This is a genomic window from Sphingobium sp. EP60837 (assembly GCF_001658005.1).
Classification (GTDB): Bacteria; Pseudomonadota; Alphaproteobacteria; order Sphingomonadales; family Sphingomonadaceae; genus Sphingobium; species Sphingobium tyrosinilyticum.
The window spans coordinates 128053-153267 of the sequence record NZ_CP015988.1 but is presented as its reverse complement, the minus strand read 5'-3'; the positions used below and the strand labels follow the sequence as shown (position 1 = coordinate 153267).

General features: G+C 57.3%; 21 protein-coding genes and 1 pseudogene. 8 read left to right on the top strand and 14 right to left on the bottom strand.

Annotation, left to right across the window (positions count from 1 at the left end):
* Positions 1-79 precede the first annotated feature (79 nt).
* The 3 genes from EP837_RS18725 to EP837_RS18715 all read right to left on the bottom strand — a co-directional run bounded on the left by EP837_RS18725 (position 80) and on the right by EP837_RS18715 (position 3442).
* Entirely contained in the window at positions 80-895 is an 816-nt protein-coding gene (locus EP837_RS18725) for an SDR family NAD(P)-dependent oxidoreductase (protein WP_066532078.1), read from the bottom strand.
* A gap of 121 nt (positions 896-1016) precedes the next feature.
* Complete coding sequence (locus tag EP837_RS18720; protein WP_197486424.1) at positions 1017-2006, bottom strand: LacI family DNA-binding transcriptional regulator; 990 nt, start codon at positions 2004-2006, stop codon at positions 1017-1019.
* A gap of 698 nt (positions 2007-2704) precedes the next feature.
* The gene (locus EP837_RS18715; protein ID WP_066532366.1) at positions 2705-3442 is read right to left on the bottom strand and encodes an IclR family transcriptional regulator domain-containing protein; all 738 of its coding nucleotides are present in this window, start codon (positions 3440-3442) and stop codon (positions 2705-2707) included.
* A gap of 140 nt (positions 3443-3582) precedes the next feature.
* On the opposite strand from EP837_RS18715, the gene EP837_RS18710 reads away from it, so the two are divergent.
* From EP837_RS18710 to pcaF, 3 genes are read left to right on the top strand one after another with little or no spacing between them, the layout of a single operon-like run.
* A complete protein-coding gene (locus EP837_RS18710; RefSeq protein WP_066532075.1) occupies positions 3583-4266 on the top strand; it encodes a 3-oxoacid CoA-transferase subunit A in 684 nt (227 codons plus the stop codon).
* 13 nt (positions 4267-4279) lie between these two features.
* The gene (locus tag EP837_RS18705; RefSeq protein WP_066532074.1) at positions 4280-4936 is read left to right on the top strand and encodes a 3-oxoacid CoA-transferase subunit B; all 657 of its coding nucleotides are present in this window, start codon (positions 4280-4282) and stop codon (positions 4934-4936) included.
* Positions 4937-4955: 19 nt separating this feature from the next.
* Positions 4956-6164, top strand: a complete 1209-nt coding sequence (gene pcaF / locus EP837_RS18700) for a 3-oxoadipyl-CoA thiolase (protein ID WP_066532073.1) — start codon at positions 4956-4958, stop codon at positions 6162-6164.
* A 34-nt stretch (positions 6165-6198) separates the two neighbouring features.
* Here the strand turns inward: pcaF and EP837_RS20760 are convergent, their stop codons facing one another.
* The gene (locus EP837_RS20760) at positions 6199-6420 is read right to left on the bottom strand and encodes a c-type cytochrome (RefSeq protein WP_237234903.1); all 222 of its coding nucleotides are present in this window, start codon (positions 6418-6420) and stop codon (positions 6199-6201) included.
* A gap of 318 nt (positions 6421-6738) precedes the next feature.
* Positions 6739-6891: a hypothetical protein gene (locus tag EP837_RS21185; protein WP_156518763.1), complete on the bottom strand. Its 153-nt coding sequence runs from the start codon at positions 6889-6891 to the stop codon at positions 6739-6741.
* A gap of 293 nt (positions 6892-7184) precedes the next feature.
* Here EP837_RS21185 and EP837_RS18695 point away from each other — a divergent pair, with 293 nt between their 5' ends.
* The 3 genes and pseudogenes from EP837_RS18695 to EP837_RS18685 all read left to right on the top strand — a co-directional run bounded on the left by EP837_RS18695 (position 7185) and on the right by EP837_RS18685 (position 9066).
* Positions 7185-7562, top strand: a complete 378-nt coding sequence (locus tag EP837_RS18695) for an FAD-binding oxidoreductase (protein ID WP_066532071.1) — start codon at positions 7185-7187, stop codon at positions 7560-7562.
* Positions 7563-7718: 156 nt separating this feature from the next.
* Positions 7719-8105 (top strand): nuclear transport factor 2 family protein, encoded by a 387-nt coding sequence (locus tag EP837_RS18690; protein ID WP_066532069.1) that lies wholly within the window; start codon positions 7719-7721, stop codon positions 8103-8105.
* A gap of 200 nt (positions 8106-8305) precedes the next feature.
* Positions 8306-9066, top strand: a pseudogene (locus EP837_RS18685) (CmcJ/NvfI family oxidoreductase).
* Between the two features lie 58 nt (positions 9067-9124).
* On the opposite strand, the gene EP837_RS18675 reads toward EP837_RS18685, so the two are convergent.
* The 8 genes from EP837_RS18675 to EP837_RS18640 all read right to left on the bottom strand — a co-directional run bounded on the left by EP837_RS18675 (position 9125) and on the right by EP837_RS18640 (position 21957).
* Entirely contained in the window at positions 9125-10009 is an 885-nt protein-coding gene (locus EP837_RS18675) for an SDR family NAD(P)-dependent oxidoreductase (protein WP_082919852.1), read from the bottom strand.
* Positions 9979-12315, bottom strand: a complete 2337-nt coding sequence (locus EP837_RS18670; RefSeq protein WP_066532060.1) for a TonB-dependent receptor — start codon at positions 12313-12315, stop codon at positions 9979-9981. The genes EP837_RS18675 and EP837_RS18670 overlap by 31 nt, the downstream gene beginning before the upstream one ends.
* A gap of 293 nt (positions 12316-12608) precedes the next feature.
* Positions 12609-13691, bottom strand: a complete 1083-nt coding sequence (locus EP837_RS18665; RefSeq protein WP_066532052.1) for an alpha/beta hydrolase — start codon at positions 13689-13691, stop codon at positions 12609-12611.
* Positions 13692-13906: 215 nt separating this feature from the next.
* Entirely contained in the window at positions 13907-16216 is a 2310-nt protein-coding gene (locus tag EP837_RS18660) for a TonB-dependent receptor (RefSeq protein WP_066532049.1), read from the bottom strand.
* A 321-nt stretch (positions 16217-16537) separates the two neighbouring features.
* Positions 16538-19039 carry a TonB-dependent receptor gene (locus EP837_RS18655; protein ID WP_156518760.1) on the bottom strand — a complete coding sequence of 834 codons (2502 nt, stop codon included), beginning with the start codon at positions 19037-19039 and terminating at the stop codon, positions 16538-16540.
* Positions 19040-19201: 162 nt separating this feature from the next.
* Entirely contained in the window at positions 19202-19405 is a 204-nt protein-coding gene (locus tag EP837_RS18650; protein ID WP_066532046.1) for a hypothetical protein, read from the bottom strand.
* Positions 19402-20973 carry a phytoene desaturase family protein gene (locus EP837_RS18645; RefSeq protein WP_066532044.1) on the bottom strand — a complete coding sequence of 524 codons (1572 nt, stop codon included), beginning with the start codon at positions 20971-20973 and terminating at the stop codon, positions 19402-19404. Before EP837_RS18645 ends, EP837_RS18650 begins: the two co-directional genes overlap by 4 nt.
* Before the next feature lie 81 nt (positions 20974-21054).
* On the bottom strand, positions 21055-21957 hold the full coding sequence (locus EP837_RS18640) for an NAD(P)-dependent oxidoreductase (protein WP_066532041.1): 903 nt from the start codon (positions 21955-21957) through the stop codon (positions 21055-21057).
* A gap of 295 nt (positions 21958-22252) precedes the next feature.
* Between EP837_RS18640 and purU the strand changes: the two genes are divergently transcribed.
* Both purU and EP837_RS18630 read left to right on the top strand, forming a co-directional pair.
* Complete coding sequence (gene purU / locus EP837_RS18635; protein WP_443019162.1) at positions 22253-23113, top strand: formyltetrahydrofolate deformylase; 861 nt, start codon at positions 22253-22255, stop codon at positions 23111-23113.
* Between the two features lie 25 nt (positions 23114-23138).
* Positions 23139-24476, top strand: a complete 1338-nt coding sequence (locus tag EP837_RS18630; RefSeq protein WP_225870688.1) for a hypothetical protein — start codon at positions 23139-23141, stop codon at positions 24474-24476.
* Between the two features lie 140 nt (positions 24477-24616).
* Here EP837_RS18630 and EP837_RS20755 read toward each other — a convergent pair whose 3' ends face one another.
* Positions 24617-25072 (bottom strand): nuclear transport factor 2 family protein, encoded by a 456-nt coding sequence (locus EP837_RS20755; protein ID WP_082919849.1) that lies wholly within the window; start codon positions 25070-25072, stop codon positions 24617-24619.
* Between the last annotated feature and the right edge of the window lie 143 nt (positions 25073-25215).

The window sequence follows — 25215 nt, the reverse complement described above, 5'->3', positions numbered from 1 at the left end:
AACGTGGCCGGTCCGAGCGATGCGTCCAGACGACCGCGAAACCCCGATCCTCCAGGCTGCCCGCCCCTTGACCCATGGTTCAACTGGCCAGCCATCCACCTTCAACCGGCAACAGGGATCCGGTCATGTCCTGCGCGACCGGACCGCACAGAAAAACAAGCAGGTCAGCCACACTGCTGGTCGATACAAACCTGCCGCTGGGTTGCTTACCCTCAAGGAACCGACGTTCGGCGGCCGCTCGATCAAGGCCCTCAGCAACCATAGCCTCGACGCGCTCTTCGGTACCCGGCGTCAGGACCGACCCCGGACAGAGTGCATGGCAGGTGATATCATAGTCCAAGTTTTCCAGTGCCACGGCCCGGGTTAGCCCGATGAGAGCGGCCTTGGCGGTCACATACCCGACCCGGTCCGGTGTACCCCTCAAGCCGTAGACCGAAACCATATTAAATATGCGGCCAAATCCGTTCTGCCGCATGGCCGGTAACACTCGGCGGGTACTATAAAACGCCGCTGACAAGTTGACGGCCAAACCGTGTTCCCAATTCTCTGGCGACAAATCGGCAATCGGACCGAAGTGTCGGACGACCGCGTTATTAACGAGAATGTCCACCCCGCTAAGCTGCTTGGCAGTTGCATCGACGAGCGCATTCACGCCGTCGATCGATGAAAGATCAGCTTGCCGATAGGCTACGATTGAATCCGATTCCAGGCGTATCGAATCAATCTGCGGCTGAACTTTGGCACTGGCTTCCAGGCCGCTAAGCATCACGTCGCAACCTGCGCGGGACAATGCCTGGGCGAGCGCCAGGCCCAGTCCGCCGGTCGATCCTGTTACTAGAGCGCGCCTCCCTTTCAACCCGAACGCGCCGTTTTCGTTTACCGTTGCCGTTGTCATTTTCTTCGCCCGCCCCTGATTTTGACTGCGGCACTATCAAGCCGAAATGTCGCGTGGATACCGGTAACCATTCCGCTCCGATAGCGAGCATCTTTCGCGGAGGCAATTCTCTCATGTAACTTTAGGTGCTGCCGCGCTGAATGATTTCGAAATTCAGTTTGATCACCCTGCCTCGCGCATCATCAGCGCGCCCCATCATTCGGGAGGTCAATAGCATGGCGGACTGCACGCCAATTTCTCCGCGCGGAAGGCGCAGTGTGGTGATCGCGGGGGTAACATGCCGAAGTATTTCCACATCATCGAAACTTGCGATGGCAAGCCTCTCAGGCACTGCCCAGCCCCGCTTCTGACACTCGAATAAAGCACCCAAGGCAATGACGTCGCCGGCGCAGAACAGCGCATCGACTTCCGGCGCCGTTTCCACGAGATGGCTAACCATCTCAGCGCCGGCTGTCACGCCGCGCCCGCATTCGATGATCAGCCGCGGATCGGGCGAGTGACCAAGTTCTTCGAGCGCCAAGCGATACCCCTGCACGCGATCATGCGCCCGGTCATTATTGACTGATGACAGCGTGGCGAGCGCTATATGTTTGTAGCCCAGTCGCCCCAGATGCATGGTCATTGCATGCGCCGCATCGAAATTGGAGAATCCGACAACCATATCTAGAGGATCGAGGGGAATATTGCCGTTCTCCACGACCGGCACGCCGGAGGCGCGGATGAGCTTAATTGCGCGCTCCGTGTGCCTTGTCCCATGGAGGACCAGTCCGCCGACACGGTGCGCGAGAAACGCAGTAACAAGCTTCTCTTCCTCGTCAGGGCTGTTGTTGGACTCCGCGATCATCACATGGCAACCGGCCTCCCTCATTATCTGCGATAGTCCTGCCACTGTCGAAGTATAGATTGAGTTCTCGATGCTCGGAACAATCAACCCTACGATCATCGACCGATTGGACGAGAGGCTGCTTGCCAGCTGGTTCGGCAGATAGCCGATCTCCTCTACGGCGCTAAGCACCCGCTCACGCATCGTTGCGGAAACACGGCCTGGCTTATTCAACGCGCGTGACACAGTCATCTTCGATACCCCGAGATGCTTGGCCACGTCCCCCATGCGAACGGTTGCTTCTCCCCCGTTGCTACCTGTCTTTCTCTGCTTCGGCATAATTTTCCCTTCACGAAATCATATACCGTTCGGAAGGCGCAAGGCCAATCTCGATGCGCACGCGATCGCTAGGTCGCGGCGAAAGGTTGGGAGGAAGCCGCCGGGTCGCTTTCGTATTCAACGGACATCCATCACCCGCCAAAATTCGACACGCCGTGCTAGAAGCCTTGAATCCCAAGCAAGCGCCGCTCCCCGTCGTTCCCAGGGGCATCCCCCCATTTTGACAGGCGTTGAGTTACTTTCCGATCCCTCCGGATTCAGCGAAGACGAGCGCAGTTCGCCATTCAAGGGAAGTTTATCAAGTCGCAAGTGCCGCGACCTGGCTCAAGACCGCGATGCTCCGCGATCGGTCTGCCGTCGCGGAGGTTAGGATTGGTATTTACAGGAAGCCACCAGCGGTCGCTTGATGAGCCGCCCCCACCGACTGGGGCATCTACTCTTCGTTTCGACCTAAGGTAGGCCGAACTGTATATCACACTAGTAATCGGCAACAGAAAGATCGCTCATTGGATGCTTCCTGACCGCCAACATGCAATCCAACGTCGCAGCAGGATAGCAGGGTCCGTCAAGGAAGTCGACCGAGGAGGAAGCAACATCGGAGGCGCTGAATTGCGAAGCTGATGCTCGTGCGAAGCTGAAGTCCGCTTTCACCCAAACCCTACAGCCGTCAGCTCCTGCGCGATGCGACGTAGCGCAGGGAGATAGCGCGTCCTCAATTCAGTCACCGGCACGCGAGCCGCCTGAGTTCCGATGTTGAGCGCGGCTACAACGCCACGGCGACCTAGGATTGGAACAGAGACGGAGCGAAGCCCAACTTCCAATTCCTGGTCGACGATCGCATAGCCTTCCTCAGCGACGCTCGCCAGTATCTCCAGAAGGTCGGAAGGCTGAGTGCATGTGTAATCAGTCCGGGCAATCAGCCTGGTTCGCCTAAGATAGCTGATCTGGCTCTGCCGATCCTGCGCAGCCAGCAATATCCGCCCCATGGACGTACAATAAAGGGGCAGGCGGCTTCCCGCTCGCAGAGCAATCGACATGATCCGCGAGATCTCCGCGCGCGCGACATAATAGACCTCATCTTCTTCGAGCACGCCAACCGAGCAGCTTTCGTGAAGCTCGTCGCGCAACTGATCGAGCATCGGCTGAGCGCGAATCGCCAGAGGGCTGGACGACAGGTATGCATAACCCAAGGCCAGCGCTTTGGGCCGAAGCGTGTAACGTGTGCCGTCCAGCGCCGCATATCCTAGCCGCACCAACGTATGCAGGCAGCGCTTAACGGAGGGGCGGCTCAACGCTGTCATTTTCGCGGCTTGCGCAATGGTCATAGGTGTCTGCGCGTCAGCAAAGCAGCGCAAAACTGCCAATCCCTTTGCTAGCGACGTCATAAACTCCGGATCGCCGTCTGCATCCAACACTGTGCGCTCCAATTTTACTAACCGATAACCGGACAATATAACGTTTATCGGTTGACGCAATAGTCGGTCGCGCCGACACGGCGGTAGTTCGGACCGAGAGGAGGAGTCGCGTGATCGACAAGGAAAGAGTCAGCGCGGAGGCAGCTGTATCCGACATTCCGAACGGGGCATCGGTCATGATCGGAGGCTTCGGTACGGCTGGAATGCCTGATCAGCTGATCAACGCACTAATCGCGAGCGGGGTCGGTGACCTGACGATCATCAACAATAACGCCGGCAATGGCGAAGAGGGCCTTGCTGCGCTGATCCGCGAAGGCCGGGTGAAGAAGATCATCTGCTCCTTCCCACGGCAGTCAGACTCGCATCATTTTGATACGGCTTATCGTTCAGGACAGATTGAGCTGGAACTGGTTCCGCAGGGTAATCTTGCTGCCCGCATTCAGGCTGCCGGTGCTGGTCTGGGCGCAATCTTCACACCTACAGGCTACGGAACCTTGCTGGCGGAAGGCAAGGAAACCCGCCAGATCGACGGCAGGGAGCATGTGCTGGAATACCCTATCCACGCCGATTTCGCCCTAATCAAGGCGCATGAGGGGGATCGCTGGGGCAATCTTGTTTATCGCAAGACCGCTCGCAACTTCGGCCCGATTATGGCGATGGCTGCCAGGACGACGATCGCGCAAGTGTCTCGGATCGCGCCGTTAGGCGAAATGGATCCGGAAGCCATCGTGACGCCAGGTATCTTCGTCCAGCGTATAGTTGAAATCGCCCCCGCCCTCTCCACTGCCGCGTGACCGGGAGACGAGCATGAACCGACTGACCCGTGAGCAGATGGCCGCACGCGTGGCTAGCGACATCCCAGAAGGCGCCTATGTCAACCTTGGAATTGGCCTGCCGACAAGGATCGCCAATTACCTCCCCGTCGATCGCGACATTTTCCTTCAGAGTGAGAATGGCCTGCTGGGCATGGGACCTGCGCCCGCGCCGGGCGACGAGGATTGGGAGTTGATCAACGCAGGCAAGCAGGCGGTCACTCTGCTCGCCGGCGGCTCCTTCTTCCACCATGGGGACAGCTTCGCGATGATGCGAGGCGGCCATCTCGACATCTGCGTCCTTGGTGCGTTCCAGGTGTCAGTGAAAGGCGACCTTGCCAATTGGCATACAGGGGAACCAGGTGCGATCCCGGCCGTGGGCGGAGCGATGGACCTTGCCATCGGCGCCAAGCAGACGTTCGTGATGATGGATCTCTTGACTAAGCAGAATGAGAGCAAGCTCGTCGAGGCGTGCAGCTATCCGCTGACTGGCCTTCGCTGCGTGTCGCGCATCTATACCGATCTTGCCGTTTTCGCGGTTGGTCCGCGGGGTGCAGAGGTGATTGAGATGGTGGAAGGCGTATCGATCGAAGAACTGCGCAGACTGACGGGTGTGCCGCTTACCCCTGCCGGAAAAACGGAATGTGCCTGACAATCATTAGGATTGATTGATGACCGACGCTTTTATTTGCGACGCCGTACGCACGCCGATTGGCCGGTACGGCGGTATTTTGGCCAATATCCGAGCGGATGATTTAGGTGCCCTGCCAATGAAAGCTTTATTGGCACGCAACCCGGGGCTGGATCCGGCACTCATTGAGGAGGTCTTTTACGGGTGCGCCAACCAATCCGGGGAAGATAATCGCAATGTTGCGCGCATGAGTCTGCTGCTCGCAGGTCTACCGCATACCGTCCCGGGGGTAACGCTTAACCGCTTGTGCGCATCGGGACTGGAAGCTGTAGGAACGGCAGCGCGAGCTGTCCGATCCGATGAGATGGCGATAGCAATCGCCGGCGGGGTAGAAAGCATGACCCGTGCGCCCTTCGTCATGGGCAAGGCGGACGGCGCCTTCGGCCGAAATCATAAGATCGAGGACACGACAATGGGCTGGCGCTTCGTCAACCCGGCACTCGATGCGCTCTACGGCACGGAAACCATGCCGCGTACCGGCGAGAATGTCGCTCAACAATATGGCATCAGCCGTGCTGACCAGGATGCATTCGCCCTTCGTAGCCAGCAGCGGGCTGCCGCCGCGCGGGCAAGAGGCTTCTTTGCCGAGGAGATCATCCCCGTCGCCGTACCCGGCCAGAAGCGCGGCGAGACGCTGCAGGTGAGCATGGACGAGCATCCTCGCGCCGACTCGAGTATCGAGGCGTTGCAGAATCTTAAGCCGCTGTTCGGGCCAGAGGGCACTGTCACGGCGGGCAATGCGTCGGGTATCAATGACGGCGCAGCGGCTATGATCGTCGCCAACGAGGCGGCGGCGAAAGCCCATAGCCTCATCCCGCGCGCCCGCATTCTGGGAATGGCATCGGTCGGGGTTGAACCGCGCGTGATGGGCATCGGCCCCTTGCCAGCGACACAGAAGTTGCTGGCACGTCTTAACCTCGGCATCGATGATTTCGACGCGATCGAACTCAACGAAGCCTTTGCCAGCCAGGGCATCGCAGTGATGCGACGCCTTGGCCTGCCCGACGATGCGGCGCATGTGAATCCCAACGGTGGCGCGATTGCACTCGGCCATCCACTGGGCATGTCGGGCGCGCGGATTGCAATGACGCTAGTGCATCAACTGGAAAAGACCGGTGGGAAGCGTGGTATGGCAACGCTGTGCATCGGCGTGGGCATGGGCCTCGCCTTGGCGGTCGAAAGGATTTGACGGCCAGTGCCTTCAGTGCACTGCACCTAGTCACTCAAGGGCGCGCGGCCGCTTTCCTGTTGTGGGGTGAACCGAGATAGGCGGACAATGCCGTGAGTTCAGGATCGGTGATTTCCGTCTTTCGAAACCGCGGCATTGCGCCAACGCCCTTGCGCACGACCAGACCTGTGATCTCTGACGAGAGATCAGGCCAATCCTCTATACGAGCAGGCCTTTGCCCCTCATATTTGATCTGAATTGCACTGGTTCCCGGCATGCCAGCTGCGTGACAGGCTGCACACCAGCGTCCGAATACAGCCTGCCCGCTGGGCGTGGCCCTGTTCCGGCCACCCGTCCTCGATTGCACCGGGCAGCACCAACGAGCACGCTGGACAGCAGAATAGTTGCCAAATACTTCATACGATTACTCCTGCTGGAAGCACCGAATGTGCCGGCCCTATCATCCACCGACACAGTTCTGTCCCATCCATCGCCAGCTTGTTGGTATCGACCGTCAATGTCTTGGAGCGATGCGATCGAGTCAGCATTGCGATGCAGAAATAGGCATTTCGCGTCGTAATACCCGCCAGCCTGCTTACTCCCCGTCCCATTTACGATGCAGATGACCGTACCAAGCTCGCCCGATGTCATGGCGATAGACGATCATCTCTCCCCCCTGTGCAACCAGCCATTGCCGGCCGAGCAGTTCAGCTCCAGGCAAATCGGCGTCGACGAAAAGCAGGGACATCGCATAGCGGAAGAAGAATTGTAGCCGGCCAGAGTGCCAGCCTTACGTCCAGCAAGAGCGGAAGGCTGGGCCCGATCGTCTTTTTCGTGGCCGACAGGCTATGGCAGGCGGTACAGCGCGCGAAGGCAGCGCTTCCGTCATCAATGTTTCCTGGCATTGCTAATGCGCAGGAGCGGGCGAAGATTGTCGCTCATATTTTTCAGTCGGGGTCATAATGGGCACGAGTGCGACGCACGGCAGGCGGGCGAACGATCGCGACTGCAGAGGTGACACCGGGGCCGGGGCATCATCACATGAGTAATCTTCCCGACGGGGTTTCGGAGCTGGACTTTAGTGCGGCGCTTGAGCAGTTCAGGGCTACAGTCGAGGCGCAATGGGTGTTCTACAATGATGAGGATGTCGCACTATACCGCGATGATTATTCGCCCTTAAAGGATCAACCGGCTGAGCGTCTCGCGTCTGCGGCAGTCGCTCCCTCCAATGTTGAGGAGGTGCAGGCGGTTGTCCGCATCGCCAACCGGTACCGCATCCCTCTCTACGCCATCTCAACGGGCCGCAATCTTGGTTATGGGGGTGCAGCGCCAGCGATGACGGGCAGTGTCGTGCTCGATCTTAAACGAATGAACCGTATCCTAGCTATCGATGAGGACCGCATCACCTGCCGCACCTAATACGGCCGTCGGGGTCGCAGTCAGCAACAGTGAGACACTCACTGGCAACCACTTCGACTCCATAAGTTACGCTCTCCAACTTGTGCCTGGCAGCTTGACGCCGCCCATTAGACGTAGAACTTATCCGCACATATCTGAAGCAAAGGAGAGCTGTCAATGTCTAGCCCATCACCCATATCGACCAAACAGATCGCACTGACTTTTCTCGATCACGTCAAGGCAGGCGGTATCGACGCTGCTTTCGATCTCATCTCAGACGATGCGTGCATCAAGGGCGGTGACGGAACAGCTTCTTCAAAAACACAACTTCGCATGCAACTCGAGGCTTTTCGGACGCTGCTAGCATCACCGTTTCAACAGAACATCTTGGGAATAACTGCGGAGCAGAACCGGGTCGCAATCGCAGCTTCGGGGCGGGCCGAGCTGACGAATGGAAGAACCTATTCAAACATCTATCATTTTCTGTTCGTGATCGCTGACGGCCAAATTCATGAGATGCGGGAATATTGTAACACAAACGCTATCACTTCAGCGTTCAGATAGGCAACGCGGTTAGCTCCCAGGCGCAACTTATTTGACATGTCTGGACATGTTGAAATAATTTCGCGAGTAGCTGCACCCGTCATCGAGGCGCGAGCGAGCCTTCGAAAATTTGGAGAGCAAAAGATGAACGGTTCCAGAGCAAAGCGCTACCAAGACGATACCCACACTACCAAGGCCGTAAAGGCGGAACTGCGTTCACCGTGCCACAAGAAAATCACCCGATCGTCTATCTGGTAGATTATGCAGCAACGACGATTAAGTTGGAACCTCATGTGGTTAACATCAAGAATGCCCGACTTTACGACGTGCCCCCGCAATTAGAAACAAGCGGCTTCGAGCTCGTTCAATTTGAAACAAGTCTCCAAGATGTTTTGGACAAGGCAGCAGTTCAGACCATCTTCAAGCCCGAGGCGGAATGGCTGCTAGCCCAAAAGCTCGCTGCCCGGCAGGTGATCATGTTCGCATCGCTTGCCAGAGATATGCGCGAAAGCGCCAATGACGAGAATCTGGGCCCGGCCACTAACGTTCATGTCGATCACGACCAGGCGACATACGAATATAGTATGACGCAAGTCATGCCGCCGGAAGAGGTAGAATATTGGCTGACCCAACATTGGGGTGCCTATAACGTTGGAAACCGCTTGCGACTGTGGAATCTTTCCCGCTCGCGGTGTGCGATGCAAGAACCGTGTTCGAGCGTGACCTGATCCCGACTGGCGTGGGGACCCGCCCTGGTGAGCCTCTCCTCCCCCGCACGGGCCTCGGTGTCCGTTTCAACCCCGAACAGCGTTGGGCGTATTTCCCGCAAATGCGCGCGGATGAGGCGCTGATCTTAAAAATGTGGGATACGGACCAGAATCAACCTCAATGGGCGGCGCATACCGCCTTCGAAGATCCGACCACACCAGAAGACGCTCTCCCGCGTGTCAGTTTAGACGCTCGATTCCTGGTTCTTTATTGAGCCTCTTCACCCCAAGGGCAAGCAATCTTACTCTCTCTTGGGGTTCCATGCTGGGGACTTAGAGCTGTGTCATGCCGCCATCGACTACGATGGTTTCGCCATTGACGAACGATGCCCCATCGGATGCTAGCCATAACGCAACATTGGCAATTTCTTCGGGTTGTGAGATCCGTTTCATGGGTACGCCCGCTGCTATATCTGAAATGGAGATATGCCCATCGACCATCCGGGACAGCAGCCCCGTTTCAACCGGCCCAGGAGCAATTGCATTGATACGGATGCCGGCAGCTGCATGCTCAAGCGCTCCGCCCTTCGTAAGTCCGATGATTCCATGCTTGCTGGCCGAGTAGACTGTGACATTGGGAATCGCCTTGATCCCGGCACTCGACGACATATTGATGATCACGCCGCCGCCCGTCACGAGCATATGCCGGATCAGGTGTTTCATCCCTAGCCATACGCCGCGAAGATTGATCGAGATGACGCGGTCAAAATCGGCCTGATCCATCGCTTCGATGCCGCCAAATGGTCCCTCCGTCCCTGCGAAATTCAAACCCACATCGATTCCGCCAAAACGAGCCGCGATCTGATCGCAGCAAGCAGCAACCTGTTCCTCGAAACGAACGTCCAATGCCATGACGAACGCATCCTGCGCTCCTGAATCGAGCAGCTCTGTTTCCAGGCCGCCGCGGTCCAGAAGTCCCGCGACCGCAACTTTCGCCCCGGCCCTGGCAAAAGCCTTCGCGGTGGCCCAGCCGATCCCACTCGTGCCGCCTATGACAAGCACGCACTTGTTCTGAAAGTCATAAGCTATCGGCTGGGTCATCCGTAAACGATCTTTCATCGGGGGTCTGTAAAATCGTGCGCTGAACGGCAAACTGGCCGGAGACCAGGCTCCGGCCAACGACGGGTTCAGAATTTCCTTTTGATGCTGACCATCCATTCACGCGGCCTGCCAGGCTGACCAAACACAGTATTGAACCCGGCCTCGCGGTCATATTTATTGATATAGTAGAATTTGTCGGTGACGTTCGTCACAGCCAGCGAAGCTTCCCAGTCCTCATCCGGACTCCGATAGGTCAGCCGGGCATTGAGAAGCCCCACCGCGTTCACATGCCCCATCATGAAGCCAGGCGTGCTGTTTATGGCGTTGCTTTCGATGGAGGAGCGATAGGCCCAGTCCAGTCGGGGTGTCAGCGATCCATGCCCGCCCAGATCGGCACGATACTGCGCGCCGATCGCATATTTCCATTTGGGAGAGAATTGAGGCCTCGTATTCGCGGTCAGGCCGCTGGCCGGATCGATGTTGCGGAATTTGAAATCGACATAGCTGACTGAGCCGTCGATCGACAGGCCATCAACTGGCTGAAATTCCCCTTCGACCTCGAACCCGTGAATCTTGGCATCCGCGACATTTTGCGTGGCGGCGCAGTTGTTACCAAGGCCCGGCGGAGACAGGTCAGGACAGAAAAGCAGCTGCGCCTGATAGTCCTTATAGTCGGTCTGATAGATCGCACCGTTCAACCGCAGTCGACGGTCGAGGAGCATGGTCTTGAGCCCGATTTCATATGAAGTCACCTTTTCCTGGCCGAAGGTAACCGCCTGCGAAACGAAGAAGGGCCGTGGATTGATGCCGCCGCCTTTGAAGCCGGTCGCAACCTGCGCGTAAGGACGGATATCATCGGCGATTTCATAGTCGATTGCGATCCGGTAGTCCCAGCGGCTTCCGGAAAAACTGCGCTGTACGCCGTCGAGGGGCGCGACGAAGGGACTGGTCGGCTGCCCCGGGATGGGGCTGAACCGCGTGAAGGTATAGTCCTTATCCTCCTTCGTGTAGCGTATCCCGCCAGTAATATTCAAACGGCTGCTGGGATGAACGACGACATGGAGAAAACCCGACTTGGACGTCTGCTTGAACGGATCGTCGAACGCGAACTCCAGCCCCGCAGCCTCGACATCGATCCGTCCACCCAATGTGCTGTCGGCATCATAATAATAGCCCCCCAAGGTCGCATCCACGAGTGAGCCCAAAGACGTAGAAAGCCGCAGTTCCTGCGTAAACTGCTTGTGCGTGAAGACATTGAAATTATTGAACACGGATTCGGGCGATGCATCACCATCCCACGCGTTCTGGCCCGAGGATTTCCGAAATGCCGTGATCGACTTCAGGGAGAGGCTCTCATTCAGGCGAACATCCAGCGTGTTTGCAATTCCCCAGCTCTTCAAATGACTGATCGCCGGCACCGTGAACTGGTCGGCCGTACCGGGATGGCCCGTGTAATTTGCGTAACTGGTATAATCCTTGGGACCAGTTATATAATTGTTTCCGTTCCCGAAATCGTGCTGCAAAAGGAGCTTTGCCGGAGAGGCTTCCGAACGATCCTGCGTGAAGTCGACAACGAGATGGTCCTCGATGCGATCGGATGCGATCCAGCGCAACGCCCCCCTGACCGCATAGACTTCTTGACCACCCTCGGTCCCGATCTTGCAGTTCCCAGCTCCGGGCGCGAAGTTGCCGCCGGGCGCATTGCGTCCAGTAACGCAACCATAATCATATCGCTTCATATAGCCTGCGACATGACGGGCCATGCCGGTGAAGCGTGCATAGAGCCTTTCTGGCACCAGAGTGAAGTTCGACGCCGCCTTCACCGATAGGCGATTGAACGACCCATAAGTGCCCTCGACATAGGCATCCGGATCTGGTCCTGGAGCGCGGGAAAACAGCTTGATCGAACCGCCGATCGAGTTCTTGCCCGACAGCGTTCCCTGAGGGCCACGCAATATCTCGACCCGATCAAGGTCAACCAGGTCGAACGACGAACCGAACGATATCCCGTAATAGACGTCGTCGATATAAATGCCCACGCCAGGTTCCACAGGAAACTGGAAGTCGTTTGTTCCGATGCCGCGAATGGCGACGGCCGCGGTTTGCGATCCTCCGCCTTGGCCGCCGGTGCTCAGCTGAACGCTCGGCGCGCGGTTCGCCACGTCCGTGACGCTGCTCTGGCTCCTCGCCTCAAGCATCTCGGCATTGACGGCCGTGATAGCCAGAGGCGCCTTCTGGACATTCTCCGACTTGAATTGAGCCGTCACGATGATGTCGGTCAATTGACCGATCGCTGAAGCTTTTTCTTGCTGTTGGTCAGCGGCGTCAGGTGCGCCCGGCCCCGACTGAGCGAACGCCGAATTGTCATGTGCCAGGATGCCCATGACGAGCGCAGCCAACGAAACCCTTCCGGTTCTTTTCATGTCAATCCTCCACCTGAATGGTTCGACGTTCACCCATCGAACTTGTCAGATACAGTATCAACAGGACCGGACATGTCAACCAGCGCCGGCGTGCTGGCATAGCAAAACTGGGCAGTCAAGAAGCTTGGAACGGCTACCACCTGTTCGGACAGGTCGCTTCCCCGCAGTACAGGCGAACCCGCTGGACCCCAATCCGCCATTCGCCAGTCACCACAAGCCGCTCAGGCAGCGCGTTCGCTCTTGTAAATCGCCCCGGGAAGATCGCACTGCTGGGCTTGCGACTGTCCGAGCGATTACGCGGCCGAAAGCTTCGCCCGAATCCATTCGGTCAGACATGCGGCCGCTTCATCGCTATTGCGTTCCAGCATTGGAAGATGGCCGTTACCGCGAACGCCGCGATCCGCGAAGTAGACGTGATCGACATCACAACCTGCCTGCTGGAGAAAAGCCGCGGTGCCATGGTTGTCGAGGACCATCCAGGACGCTTCCGATGTAAAAATTCCGATGGGGATATTGCGCAGATTGACAAGTTGGCGCGCCGGCTCGACTTGGAGCTTGCACGCGACGCGATCAGGAGATGGCGGATCGTTCAGAACGAAATGAAGCTCGGCTGCATCCTCTGCTGGAGGATCATAGGCCATGCGAGAGGCCGTGACTCCCCATGGCAACTGCATCGGCCCGATGCCATCTACTGGGGGGCCAAAGGGTTCCACCGCAACGATGGCAGCTACCTTGTCGGGTGCGCGGTCGACGATGAGCCATCCCGGAATAGCTCCGGCCGAGCAGGTGACGAGAATGGCGGGACCGGTATGGTCCAACAGTTCCTTTACGCCACGAACAACGTCTTCCTGGGCCTGGATCGGATTGAGCTTGAATGGCTCGCCTGAAGCAACAAAGGCATCCGTTGCCGGATCCCCTATTTCGGGCTTGCCGGGCCACTGGGTATGCAGCTGTGCCTGCGGGTAGTTTGAGGGCACCAGTTCAGGCGCGACCAGCATCGCAACGGTCGACTCATAGCTGTTGCTGGGCGCGAAGGGGCCGTTCAAGTCAGGCGCACCACTTGATCGCCCCGTTCCGGGCTGATTGACCAGATAGACGGCATAGCCCTCGCGGACGAAGTGGTGGACCCAGCCAGGTCGTCCGTCCGCTGTGCTCAAAAAGTCTGTTGCCTGACCGCCACCATGCAAAAAGACGATAGGATATTTCTCTGTCAGCTTCTCGGGAATGAAATACTCAACGCAGCTCTGGCCCCGCAGGCCCGTGCCGCCGGGCAAAGAAATGCGCTCGATGCCGGTCCAAAAGATCCCAAAATCGGACAATCTCAGCGCGCCGCGTGCGGCAGCATGCAGCGCCTGAGGGGAAAATAATCGGGTCATGAGTATCTCCGCGGCTTCGGACGAGATATGCTCTGGCTTTGAAAGGGTCGGCCCCAGATATCTGGACTTGAAAGCCACCTGCGCCAGACGCTGTCAGCGGTTGGAACGACCGTTGGCGCGCGGATACCACATGGCTCCACCTTGACCTGATCATTCCGCATGAGGATCTGAAAAAAGACGGGCCCCTCGTCATTGAGGGGCCCGCATGGGGAGGCTCAGAAATTATATTGGAGGCTCGCACCGAACCACCGCGGCCGGGCATAGGTATCTGTCGTTCCGCCCGTCAGCCCTTCGACCCCGCTGCGGATCAGCGTGTAAGCCTTGTCCGTCACGTTATTGACGAACACCGCGCCTTCCCAGTCCCCGTCAGCGGAAGTGAAGGAAGCGCGCAGGTTTACCAAAGTATAGGCCCCCAGCCGAAGACCTGGATAATCCACCGCGTTCGTGCTGCGCTTGGCGGTATAGGAAACATCTCCTTGCAGGGCGAAGGTGCCGGCATCGCTCTCCGGGATCTCGTACCTGGCAAAACCAGCGAGCGACCATTTGGGCGAGCTGGGCATTACGAAATCGGCAAAGCCGCCCTTGTAGGGAACATCCTTCTGCCGCGTGTCGAGATATGTGGCGCTCGCACGCAGGCTCAGCCCGCCGACCGGTTGCCAGGTCAGGTCAGCTTCGGCACCCTTGACGGTTGCATTGACGTTCAGTGTCTGGAATGCACCCTGATTGAGAACAAAGGTCTGATAATTCTTATAGTCGTAATAGAAGCCGGCACCGTTGAAGGTGAGACCGCGCATGGGCTCGGTTTTGAAACCGATTTCATAGGCATATAGCGTTTCCGGCTTATAATAAACATCGGACAAAGCATAGAACTGGGCGGCGCCAGCGTTGAATCCGCCTGCCTTTATGCCCCGGTTGAAGCCGGCATAGATCAGTACATTTTCAACGGGACGGACATCGACCTGGGCCTTCAAAGCATAGTCGTTATTTTCAAAAGCCGCGCGATACCGGCCATGGAACTGCAAGCTCTGCGGGAAAACGAATGTCCCGAGCAGCTGGCACTGATTGAATCCGGGTACGACCGCTCCGGTAAAAGCGGGATTGGGATCGCAGAAGGGCATATTGTCGATGCGCTTTGCGTCGGTTCCGTAACGGCCTCCCAGCGTGATGGTCACCTGGTCGACGGGCGAATAGTCGCCCTGGAAGAAGATTGCCGACGATTCCGATTTGGAACGGAAACTGGAGCCGATCTGCACGCCGAGAGCAGGATTGTTATAGAAATCCAGTGACGTGTAAACATCGTCCACGCGCCAGAAATAATAACCTCCCAGCACCCAATGATATTGGGAACCCTCACCCTGGATCCGCATCTCCTGCGTGAACTGGCTGCCCGATGTCTGGTTGTCGAAGAAGAAAAGACGCGGGAACGCCCCGACACTGTCGTCAGCCTGATATTGTTTTTCCAGCAGCTGGTAGGAGCTGATGATGGTCGCAGACAGCCCATCCGTCAGGTTGACATTGAGAGTGCCGGAATAATCTTCATAGCGGTTGTAATATTTCGGCTGGAGCCAGCGTCCCTTGTAGGGATCGGCACTGCCTGCCGCGAAGCAGTTACCATTCACCTCGCTGCCGATGGGCGCCAGCTGGTAGCCAAAGGCGCCCGCCGCAGGAAAGGTCGCATTGCAGTAAGAAACGAATTCATCTCTGCTGACCGGATTGCGGATGTCGCCATTGCCATCGACAATCAGCGGCTTGGACTGCACGCCTTGCGTTAAAGCAGGCTCGAAGCGAGTGATCCGCGCCTGCAGATTGAGATCGACATCATCGTTCGGGCGGAAGCGAAGCTGCGCGCGGACATTGTAATTCTCGCTCTCTTGCAAGTCCTTGCCAAGGCTGTTCTCGTAATAACCGTCATGACGATCGGTGCTGAACGAAATACGAGCCGCCAGCGCATCGCTTATGGGCACGTTAAGTGCCCCTTCAACGCCATACTGGCTGTAGCTTCCCACATGCGCCTTCACATAGCCGCCAAATTCGCGCTCCGGCTTGTTGTTGATGATGCTGATCACGCCACCGGTCGAGTTCCGGCCGAAAAGTGTGCCCTGCGGCCCTTTAAGGACTTCCACGCGCTTCACATCGAACAGCGGAGCACCGGCCGCGCCGATCCAGCTCACATAGACGCCATCATTATACAGCAACACGGCGGCTTCATTATGGTCGGATATATCGCGCTGCCCGACGCCACGCACCGTGAAGGTGGTGGCAGCTGGCCCACCCGGTGATTCCATCCGTAACCCCGGCACCGCGACCTGAAGCTGCTGCGCGTTGCTGATGCCCATATCCTTCAGCATCTCCCCGCCAAAGGCGGCGATGGAGATGCCCACATCCTGCAAGCTCTGTTCGCGCTTCTGCGCAGTCACGACGATGTCTGTGTCCGTTGTCTGCGAAGACTGGGCATTTGCCGTTTCCGCGGCTGCGAGTGCAATGAGCGCGGCGCCAAGGTGGACCCATGCTGACTTGGAGTTCATCTTTTCATTTCCTCCCGCAATGAATGATTTCTGGTGGCCGGCCCGTCGCCGCATCCACTCGATCGAACGCAGAGGACAGGAGCCGATTGCCTCAACCTTTGCTGGTCAATCGGAACCTTCCTCTGCGGTGGCCAGGCATCACAAGTTGTTCGGCCATGTTGATATTCTGCTACGGTTGAACAGGCTTTCAGCAGCTACAACCGCGAAATCCTGCCGGTATGAATATGTGGTCGAATATTTTTCGAACACATGTCCATACATATAGCAAAGTGCAGCACTCGCGGCCGGTCCGCCCGGCCGCTACCCCCCCCTTCAGTATGATCAGAAACGCGCGGCGACGCTGGCGAACCATTCGCGCGGCGCGGAATAGTTTGCTCCGACCGCGCCCGCTGCCAAGTTGATAAAACCGGAAATCTTGTAGCGCTCGTCGGTGAGGTTGCGACCGCCCACGGTGATGTCCACCGCGCCGCTGGGCAGCGTGTAGGTCACCTGCCCGTTCACAATATCGGTGGGCGCCCTGGCCACGATCGGATTGTTCGCAACATCATTGAAAAGGCTGGTCGTGTGGGTGTAGTCGCCGCCAATCCGGATCTTTCCGCCACCGGGCAAGCTATGCTCGAAATTCGGGCTCACGAAGAACTTCCAGCTCGGCGTTTTCGGAAGCCTCGTGTCGATACCGATCTCCGCGTTGGATTCCACACGCGTGTAACGCGCGTCAACATGAGACAACCCCGACGAAATAGTCAGGCCCTTGGCCACCAGCGCCGTCGCTTCAACCTCGAAGCCCTTGATCTTCGCATCCCCAGAATTTCCGAATAGCGGCGACGCGGCACCCTGCAAGGTCAGCAGCAGCTGAATATTCTTATAATCCTGGATGAAACCAGCGACATTCAGCCTCAGCCGGCGATTGAACAACTCGGCCTTGATGCCACCCTCATAGGCATCGTTTCGCTCGGGCTTGAAGCTTGGCGCATCCAAAGCGGCGGCCGTCAGACGCTCGTTGAAGCCTCCGGCCTTGAAACCCCGCGAATAGCTGGCATAGGCCATGACATCATTCGTCACATGATATTCGGCGCCGATCCGTGGCGTGAACACAGTGTAATTCAGCTTGTATCGGCCCTCGGGGAAGAGACGCTCGGGCATCGTCGGGACAGGATATCCCGCCGCAGCGACACAGCCGGGGTCGAACGGCGGCGACCCACAGGCGAATTTGAGACCGAAATAATTGAGGTCCGCCTGATTGCCTTCGATCGTTTTGCTTTCCCGGGTATAGCGCGCGCCAAGGGTCAGGCCCAGCCGATCCGACAGCTTCCAGTTGACATGCGCATAGGCGGCATAGGATTCCGCGCCAATTTCAGCGCTGTCCTCATAACCCAAGGATGGCGCCGCCTGCAGCAGCCCCTGGCCAAGCACCACATAGTTGCTGGTCGTGCCCTTTTCCTTGAAATAGTAGAGGCCTGTCGCGTAATCGACTGACCCGTCGAACAGCTTGCCGGTGGCTTGAAGCTCCTGGGAGAACTGCCATTCGTCGATCGGGAAGCTGGGCTCATTCATCTGCAGGATCGAACCGTCATTATCCATGCCGGCCTTCCAGTGCAGCTCACGATAGGCGGTGATCGATTTGAGCGAGATCTCGGTGCCAAGATCATAATCGACGGTCACCGAACCGCCATAGCTGTCGATTTTGGTGAAATTCAGACCATTGGCATAGGTGGTGTCGATATTGCCCGTGTTGGCGACAGACAGATCGCCCCATGGCAACCGTGGACCCGTTGTCGATCCCGGGACATTGGCTCCAGCAAGGCCCGTTCCCACCATCGCCCGCGGCCCACACACAGCGCCAAGACCCATTCCGGCGAGCGCAGCGGCAGAATTGGAAATGCATGTGTTGTAGATGTTCGCAAGAAACGCGCTTGGAGACCCATCCGTCGCCAGGACGGTGGCAGCCGTCGATGGAGAATCTTCATGCGCCCAGTCTGCCGACACGGTGATTTCGAGATCGTCAGCAGGCAGCAAAAGAAGCTTTCCGCGGATACTGAAAAGATTCTTTCCGCCTTGGGCCTCATCGCTCCGGTCATTGCCAGCATGCTGCCAGACAAAGGGATCGCTGTAATAATTTGCCAGCCCCGGGAAGGGGATACGCTTCTGGAACCCATCCTGCTGCCTGCTGGATGCAGAGAGAGTGGAAAGCACCCTCTCGGTGAGAGGAACGTTCAGGAATGCCTGAAAATCCCGTCGGTTCCGGCTACCCAGAGTGACCTTCGCCTGACCGGAAAACTCATCCTTGGGTCGCGTGGTCACGATGCTGATGGCGCCGCCAATACTATTGCGACCAAAAAGTGTGCCCTGAGGGCCCTTGAGGATCTCGATCCGCTCGACGTCCATGAGATCCTGGTTTGCGCCCACTGTGCGCGCCAGATAGACGCCGTCCACATAGACGCCTACTCCAGGATCGACATTCAGCGCGAAGTCATCCTGGCCCACGCCGCGGATGGAAGCGGCCAACACATTGTACGAACCTGAGAAAGGCGATGTTTCGTCGAGATTGACGCCAGGCGACAGGGCGCCTAGCTGCTGGACGCCGGTTATGCCGCGCTGCGTGATTGCCTCGCCGGAAAAGGCTGTGATTGCAACCGGAACATCCTGAACATTTTCGCTGCGCTTCTGAGCGGTCACGACGATGTCCGCCAGGCCTTCGGGCGCATCTTTTTCCAGCTTTGAACTATTCTGGGCTGCGACGTTGCTGACACCAGCGAAGGCCATGATTGAAGTTGCCGTCAGCAGAAATGCTCGCACCTTGGTGCCCATCTCGAATCCCCCCATGATAATCCGGCGCTTTTGCCTATTGATGGCCAGATACTGCACACCAACATGTCCGGTCAAGTCATTGGTCGCTGCGCGAGGATTTTCAGAAATAGCGTTACAAAAAAGCCACTCTTTTCAGGGTGGCTTATTGGTCCATATAAATGTCCGGACAGATTACCTTCATTTTCGGAAGGGGAGGGTCAAAACAAAGAATATGAGCTTGAGGTCGACAAGCTTGAAGGCCGAGCGAGCCTGCTCAGGCGTCAGGCGCGCGACCATCGGCATCGCGCCGAAAACCTTTCCTTTGATGACCAGATCGTTTCCGTCGCGTTCTATTGCGGAAACATTCATCAGCTCACTCTTATCCGCGCTGAACAATTTCATTTGTCGATCACCTTATCCATATCGATGCCCATGTCGTCGAACATCTTGATCGCCGTTGCACGACCAGCACCATATACACCGCCACCGGGCGCTTGGAACGGACCCACGAGATAGAGCCCCTCTATTCCGGGCACCTTGTAATTTCCAAGCTCCGCCGTCGGACGCCAGGATCCGCGCTGATAGCTCGTCTCAGCGATGCCGTGCAGGTCGCCCCGATAGAAGGAGGGCGAAGTGCGGTACATATCGACGGGGCTGTCGATATGGATTCCCAGGATCGTGTCCTCGTTCAAATTCTCGAAATATTTTTGCATATATGCGATCATGCGCTGGCCATATTCCTCCTTCGCCTCGTCCCAGCTCCTGCCGTCCGGCCGCTCGTAGGGCGCATAATCCCAACTGTGAAGAATGCTCTTGCCCGGGGGAACACGGCTCGGATCGAATTGGGTCAGCATGCCAACGCCAATGAGAGGATGGCTGACCAAGTCGCCGTACCGGAGACAGTCGAAAGATTTGCGCAGGGTGTCGTAATTATTGGGCAGAAGTTCGATCATCGCCCCCTGTATGTCCGCCCCGGCACGGAAGCGAAGCGGCTCGCTGAGAGATGCGTGGAGCGTAATGCAGCCGGTGTGGCTGACATGGGTTTCTTTGGCCGTTCTATCCACATAGGGGTCGACACCCTCGACGATGTCGCCAAGCACGTGCGGATGGAACGCACCGATGACCGCCTCTCGCGCTTGCCATTCCCGGCCGTCAGCTGCCGCGACGGACGTCGCGCGACCGTTAGACGTCCGGACCTTGGTTACGTCGACGTCGCTCAGCACTTCCCCGCCATGGTCACGGATGCAATCGATCAGCGCACGGGTCAGCTGCCCGCTCCCACCAACCGGCACGCCGATTCCGGTCGCTTCCATGAAACCAACAAAGACGAAGATTCCGATTGCCGTGGCCTTTTCATCAGGGGACACCAGCGCCTCGCCTGCAACGCGGGCAAAATGCATGCGAACCTTGTCATGCTCGAACGTGTCACAAAGCAGGTCATGACTGGACATCTGGAGCAGTCGCCCAAGCTCCCGGCCTTCGCGGCTCTGGTCCATCATGGCGCTTATTGCACCGTTCGGCATAGGCGGCACGAACAGCTGCGACACAAACATCGGCAACAGCTCAGCCGCCTTGGCCGCCAGCTTCAGATAGGCGTCTGCGTCCTTCGTCGAGAATTTTGCAATATCGGCAGCGGTCCGGTTGCGATCCCTGTATTGGCCCAGCGTCGTCCCGTCTTCGAACACCGAAAACATTGGGGAATCGGGATAGACATATTTCAGCCCATATTTGCTCAGCAAGCCCAGCTCGTCATTTTTCAGAAGCGGGTTCGCCTGAATAAAAATATGCGACATCGAATGCTGGTCGTGCGTAAACCCAGGCACGGTCAGTTCGCGGGAAACGCAGCCGCCGCCAAACCAGTTGTTGCGTTCAAGAACAGTGACCTTTTTCCCCGCCTTGGCACAATAGGCTGCCGCAATAAGGCCATTATGCCCGGAACCGACTGCAACGATGTCGCTCAACTGGGTCATTTCATCTTCTCCTGATATTCCTATTTACCGTCTGTGACAGCGCCGTGCGGAATCCGTCTCCGCAGAGTTGCCGGCCCTTAATCAGCCCTGGGCCAAATCCCGAACCTCGACGCCAGCCGCCCGCTCGCGCATCAGCACGATCTTGCTGAAGTCCTCATCGGCACCAACCTCGTTCATCGCAGCGAGCCATTCATCCCTCACCGCCGCGGACGCCGGCATTTCCAGCCCCATCTTCTCAGCCAGAGCAAGGCACAGAGATACATCCTTGTACATCAACCGGTTCGTAAATCCTGTCGTAAACGTCCCCGGCAGGATCGCTTTTACATATTTGTCGAGCGTAGCGCTGCTCCTGCCACTGCCCGCGTTGAAGACATCGATCATGACCTTGGGGTGAAGGCCCGCCTTGGCCCCCAGCGCGGCAACCTCGCCCGCCAGGACAAGCGAACCGGCAGATAGAAGATTATTGAGAACCTTCGTGATCTGCCCCAACCCTGGTGCCTGTCCTACATGATAGATCCGGCCGAAGGTCTCGAGCATGGCTTCGACAGCGCTTCGCTGCTCGTCATCGCAGGCCAGCATGATTGCAACGTTGCCCGCACGTGCACCGGCGACTCCGCCGCTTACCGGCGCATCGACAAAGGCGACCCCTTTCCCAGCCAGGGCCGCAGCAACGCTCTTCGCAACGTCCGGGCCGGTCGTGGACAGGTCGATGACCCGCTTTATGCGACCACCTTCGATGAGCCCCTCAGGCCCGATCGCCACCGTTTCGACGATGTCGGGCGTCGGCAGGCTCAGAAATACAGTCTCCACCGCGTCGGCCAGAGCCCTGGCCGAGCCGTAAACCGTTGCACCCTCCTGTGCCCAGCGCGCGGCGACGTCCGGCCGCAACTCGCAGATATGGAGTTCATAACCTGCATCCTTGAGGTGATGGCAAAATGGATCGCCCATATTACCGAGCCCAACAAATCCTGCTGCCTTTTCCATACCCGCTTCAACCTTCGCATGCGCTGCCCAGCAGGAGGCGTCCCCTGGGAATGACAAAAATGTGGGCGGACGCGGCAAGCCAGCCGAACGACGCCTCCGCCACCCTCTCGATCGAGTGCCATTCTCAGAATGGCCGCCCGATCACATGTACGGATAGGTAGAGCGAATGGAAAGTCTTGCCAATAGCGTTTTTCGTCGAATCCCCCTATGGACTTGTTGCATGCGACCATCTATCTGAACCATACTTGTCCGGCCAAGATGGCTGAACATCTATTGAGAGGATAGGAGAAACAAGGTGAGCCAGCCAGGCATCATCCTGAAGCTTTCATGCCCCAACCGACCTGGAATCGTGGCGGCAATATCGAAATTCCTGTTCGAGCGCGGCTGCAATGTCGTGGAAGCGAATCAATTCGATGACAGCGAGACCGGCCGCTTCTTTGCCCGATTCGCTTTCGAAGGCCTCGACAGCGCGGAACTTTCCGCCACCCGAGATCAGTTTTCCGAAGTGGCCATATCCTTCGCGATGGAATGGACAATGCGCTCTACCCAAGAGCGGCAAAAGGTGCTTATCCTCGTTTCCAAATTCGATCACTGCCTAGGCGATCTTCTCTATCGTTGGCGCGACGGCGAACTGGCGATGGACGTCGTGGGCGTGATTTCCAATCACGCCGTCGAAAATTATCGCCGATTGCGTTTCGACGATCTCGACTTTCATCATCTTCCCATTACAAAAGAGACGAAAGCGGCTCAGGAAGCTGAAATCTGGCGGATCGTGCAGGAAACGCAGGCCGATCTCGTCGTTCTCGCCCGATATATGCAAGTCCTTTCAGACGATCTTTCAGCCAAGCTCAGTGGCCGCTGCATCAACATCCATCACAGCTTCTTGCCTGGTTTCAAGGGCGCCAAACCCTATCATCAGGCACATGAGCGTGGGGTCAAGCTTATCGGCGCGACGGCGCATTATGTGACGTCCGACCTTGATGAGGGCCCCATCATCGAGCAGGATGTGGAGCGGATCTCGCATCGGGATACGCCGGATGATCTGGTGCGCAAGGGGCGCGACATTGAGCGCCGGGTCCTCGCCCGCGCTGTGCGTTATCATCTTCTCGATCGCGTCATAACGAATGGTGCCAAAACCGTGGTCTTTCCAGAATAGCAAAGACCTTTTGAGAGGACTTTTCATGAAAACTGCCGCAACGCCCTTATCGCTGCCACACATTCCAGAAGTACCGTTCGACCCGATGGCCGTGACGTACACGCGGTTTGGCATGGGTTTCGAGCCGCATGAATATAGCGGCTGGATCGACGAGAGCATGTCCTGGAAGAAGAGCTGCTTCATTGGAGATTGGTCCCCCCTGTTCAAGCTGAAGATCAAGGGGCCCGATGCGATCCGTTTCTTCTCGGACATCACAGTCAACGGCTACCATAAATTCGACATCGGGCAGGCCAAGCACATCATTATGTGCAACCGCGCCGGGAAGCTGATGGGCGAGGGCGTTCTGATGCGCCAAGCGGACGAAGAATTCCTGTTCACCAGTGGACCCGGCATTCCCTGGATGCACTATCAGTTCCAGAAGGGAACTTACGACGCCACCGCAGAACTCATCAGCGAGAATCAGTTTATCTTCCAGGTTCAGGGGCCCCACGCTCTGTTCGTTCTCGAAGAGGCAATCGGCTCGTCCATCCGAGACGTGGGCTTCATGCGGTTCAGGAGAGCCGAGATCGACGGTATGTCCTTCGACATTCTCCGTCAGGGCATGGCGGGCGAACTTGGATATGAGCTGCATGGCCGCTCCGACCACGGCGTGGCGATCTACAATCGACTCCTTGAGGTAGGCGAAAAATGGGGCATTCGTCGCCTGGGCGGCCGAACGAAAATGGTCAACCATGTGGAAGCCTGCTTCCCGACCCCCACGGTTGACTATATACCCGCCCTCTTCACCGAGGAGGAGCGCGAATTCCACCAGATCATGCAGGACGTCGCGCCTCTATTCCTGAAGATCCTCAAGCCGGCCGGCAGCTTGGAATCCTCCGATATCAGCGATTATTACCGCTCCCCGGTCGAGATGGGATGGTCCAAGAACATCAAGTTCACACATGATTTCTTGGGGCGAGCCGCCCTCGAAAAGGAAGTGGCTGCCCCTACCGGAGCTATGGTCACCCTGGTGTGGAATTCTGAAGACGTCGCTGACGTGCAAGCATCATTGTATCGCTCCGAAACGCCTTATGAATTTATGGAAATGCCGCGTAATCTGCTTGGCGCTATGTGGGCGGACAAGGTGCTCAAGGACGGCGTCCTCGTTGGTACGGCTACATCGAGATGCTATAGCTATCATTTCCGGCAGATGCTTTCTCTCTGTGTCATTGACCCGCTCTTGAGCACGCCCGGAACTGAAGTGGAAGTACTTTGGGGACCGTCGACCGGGCCGCAGAAACTGATCCGCGCTACAGTTGCGCCGGCGCCCTATAAGCCTGACAACCGCAAGATCGACGTCAATACGCTGCCGTCCTACATCTGAAGAAAATGCGGGTGCAGCAGATCGGCTGCACCCACATCTCAACCTCATTTCGATAACGCCTGACGACACCGGAGAGAAGCAGAACGCGCCTTTCGTCCAATGGCCGCTACGTCACCATTTGCTGCCCGACGATCGTTAAGTCAGTTCTGACTAAGAGCCTCCATTGCGCGAGCCATCAGACCGGCGGGATCATCGACCCAGCTATTTTCGCAGATATGTTGGCGAACGCGCCAACCCGCTTCTGTGCGCAAACAATGTTGACGATAGATAGCACCACCCCAGACGACGTGCGTCCGCCCATCGACCAGCACGCCATGCCCAGCGACAACCTTGTATTCGCTCATCGCCTCGTCCCCAACAATGTCGATCAAGGGAGATGTGACAGCGTGGTGGGTGAATGTGAAAGCAGCTTGGAGATTTGCAATCCTCTTCTTATGTTCAGCTAGACCACGCCACCGCCCAAAATCATATACAACTTCCACGTCATCCAAGAGAGATTTATCAAAAAATTTATGTCCAAATTCCCCTCTGTTATCGGCTCCTCTCCCGTACAGATAACCTAGCTGCGCTATATGAGAATATTCATCATGTATCATGTTTAACCTCCTAGCGGAAAATCTTCATCTTTTATAAAGTACTTATACAACATCTAATCACATAGAGGAATTTAATCCATTGAAGATTGCAGATTTGTTAGGGCACCATGTCCTGGAATTTAGCGCATTAAACATCTTCAATA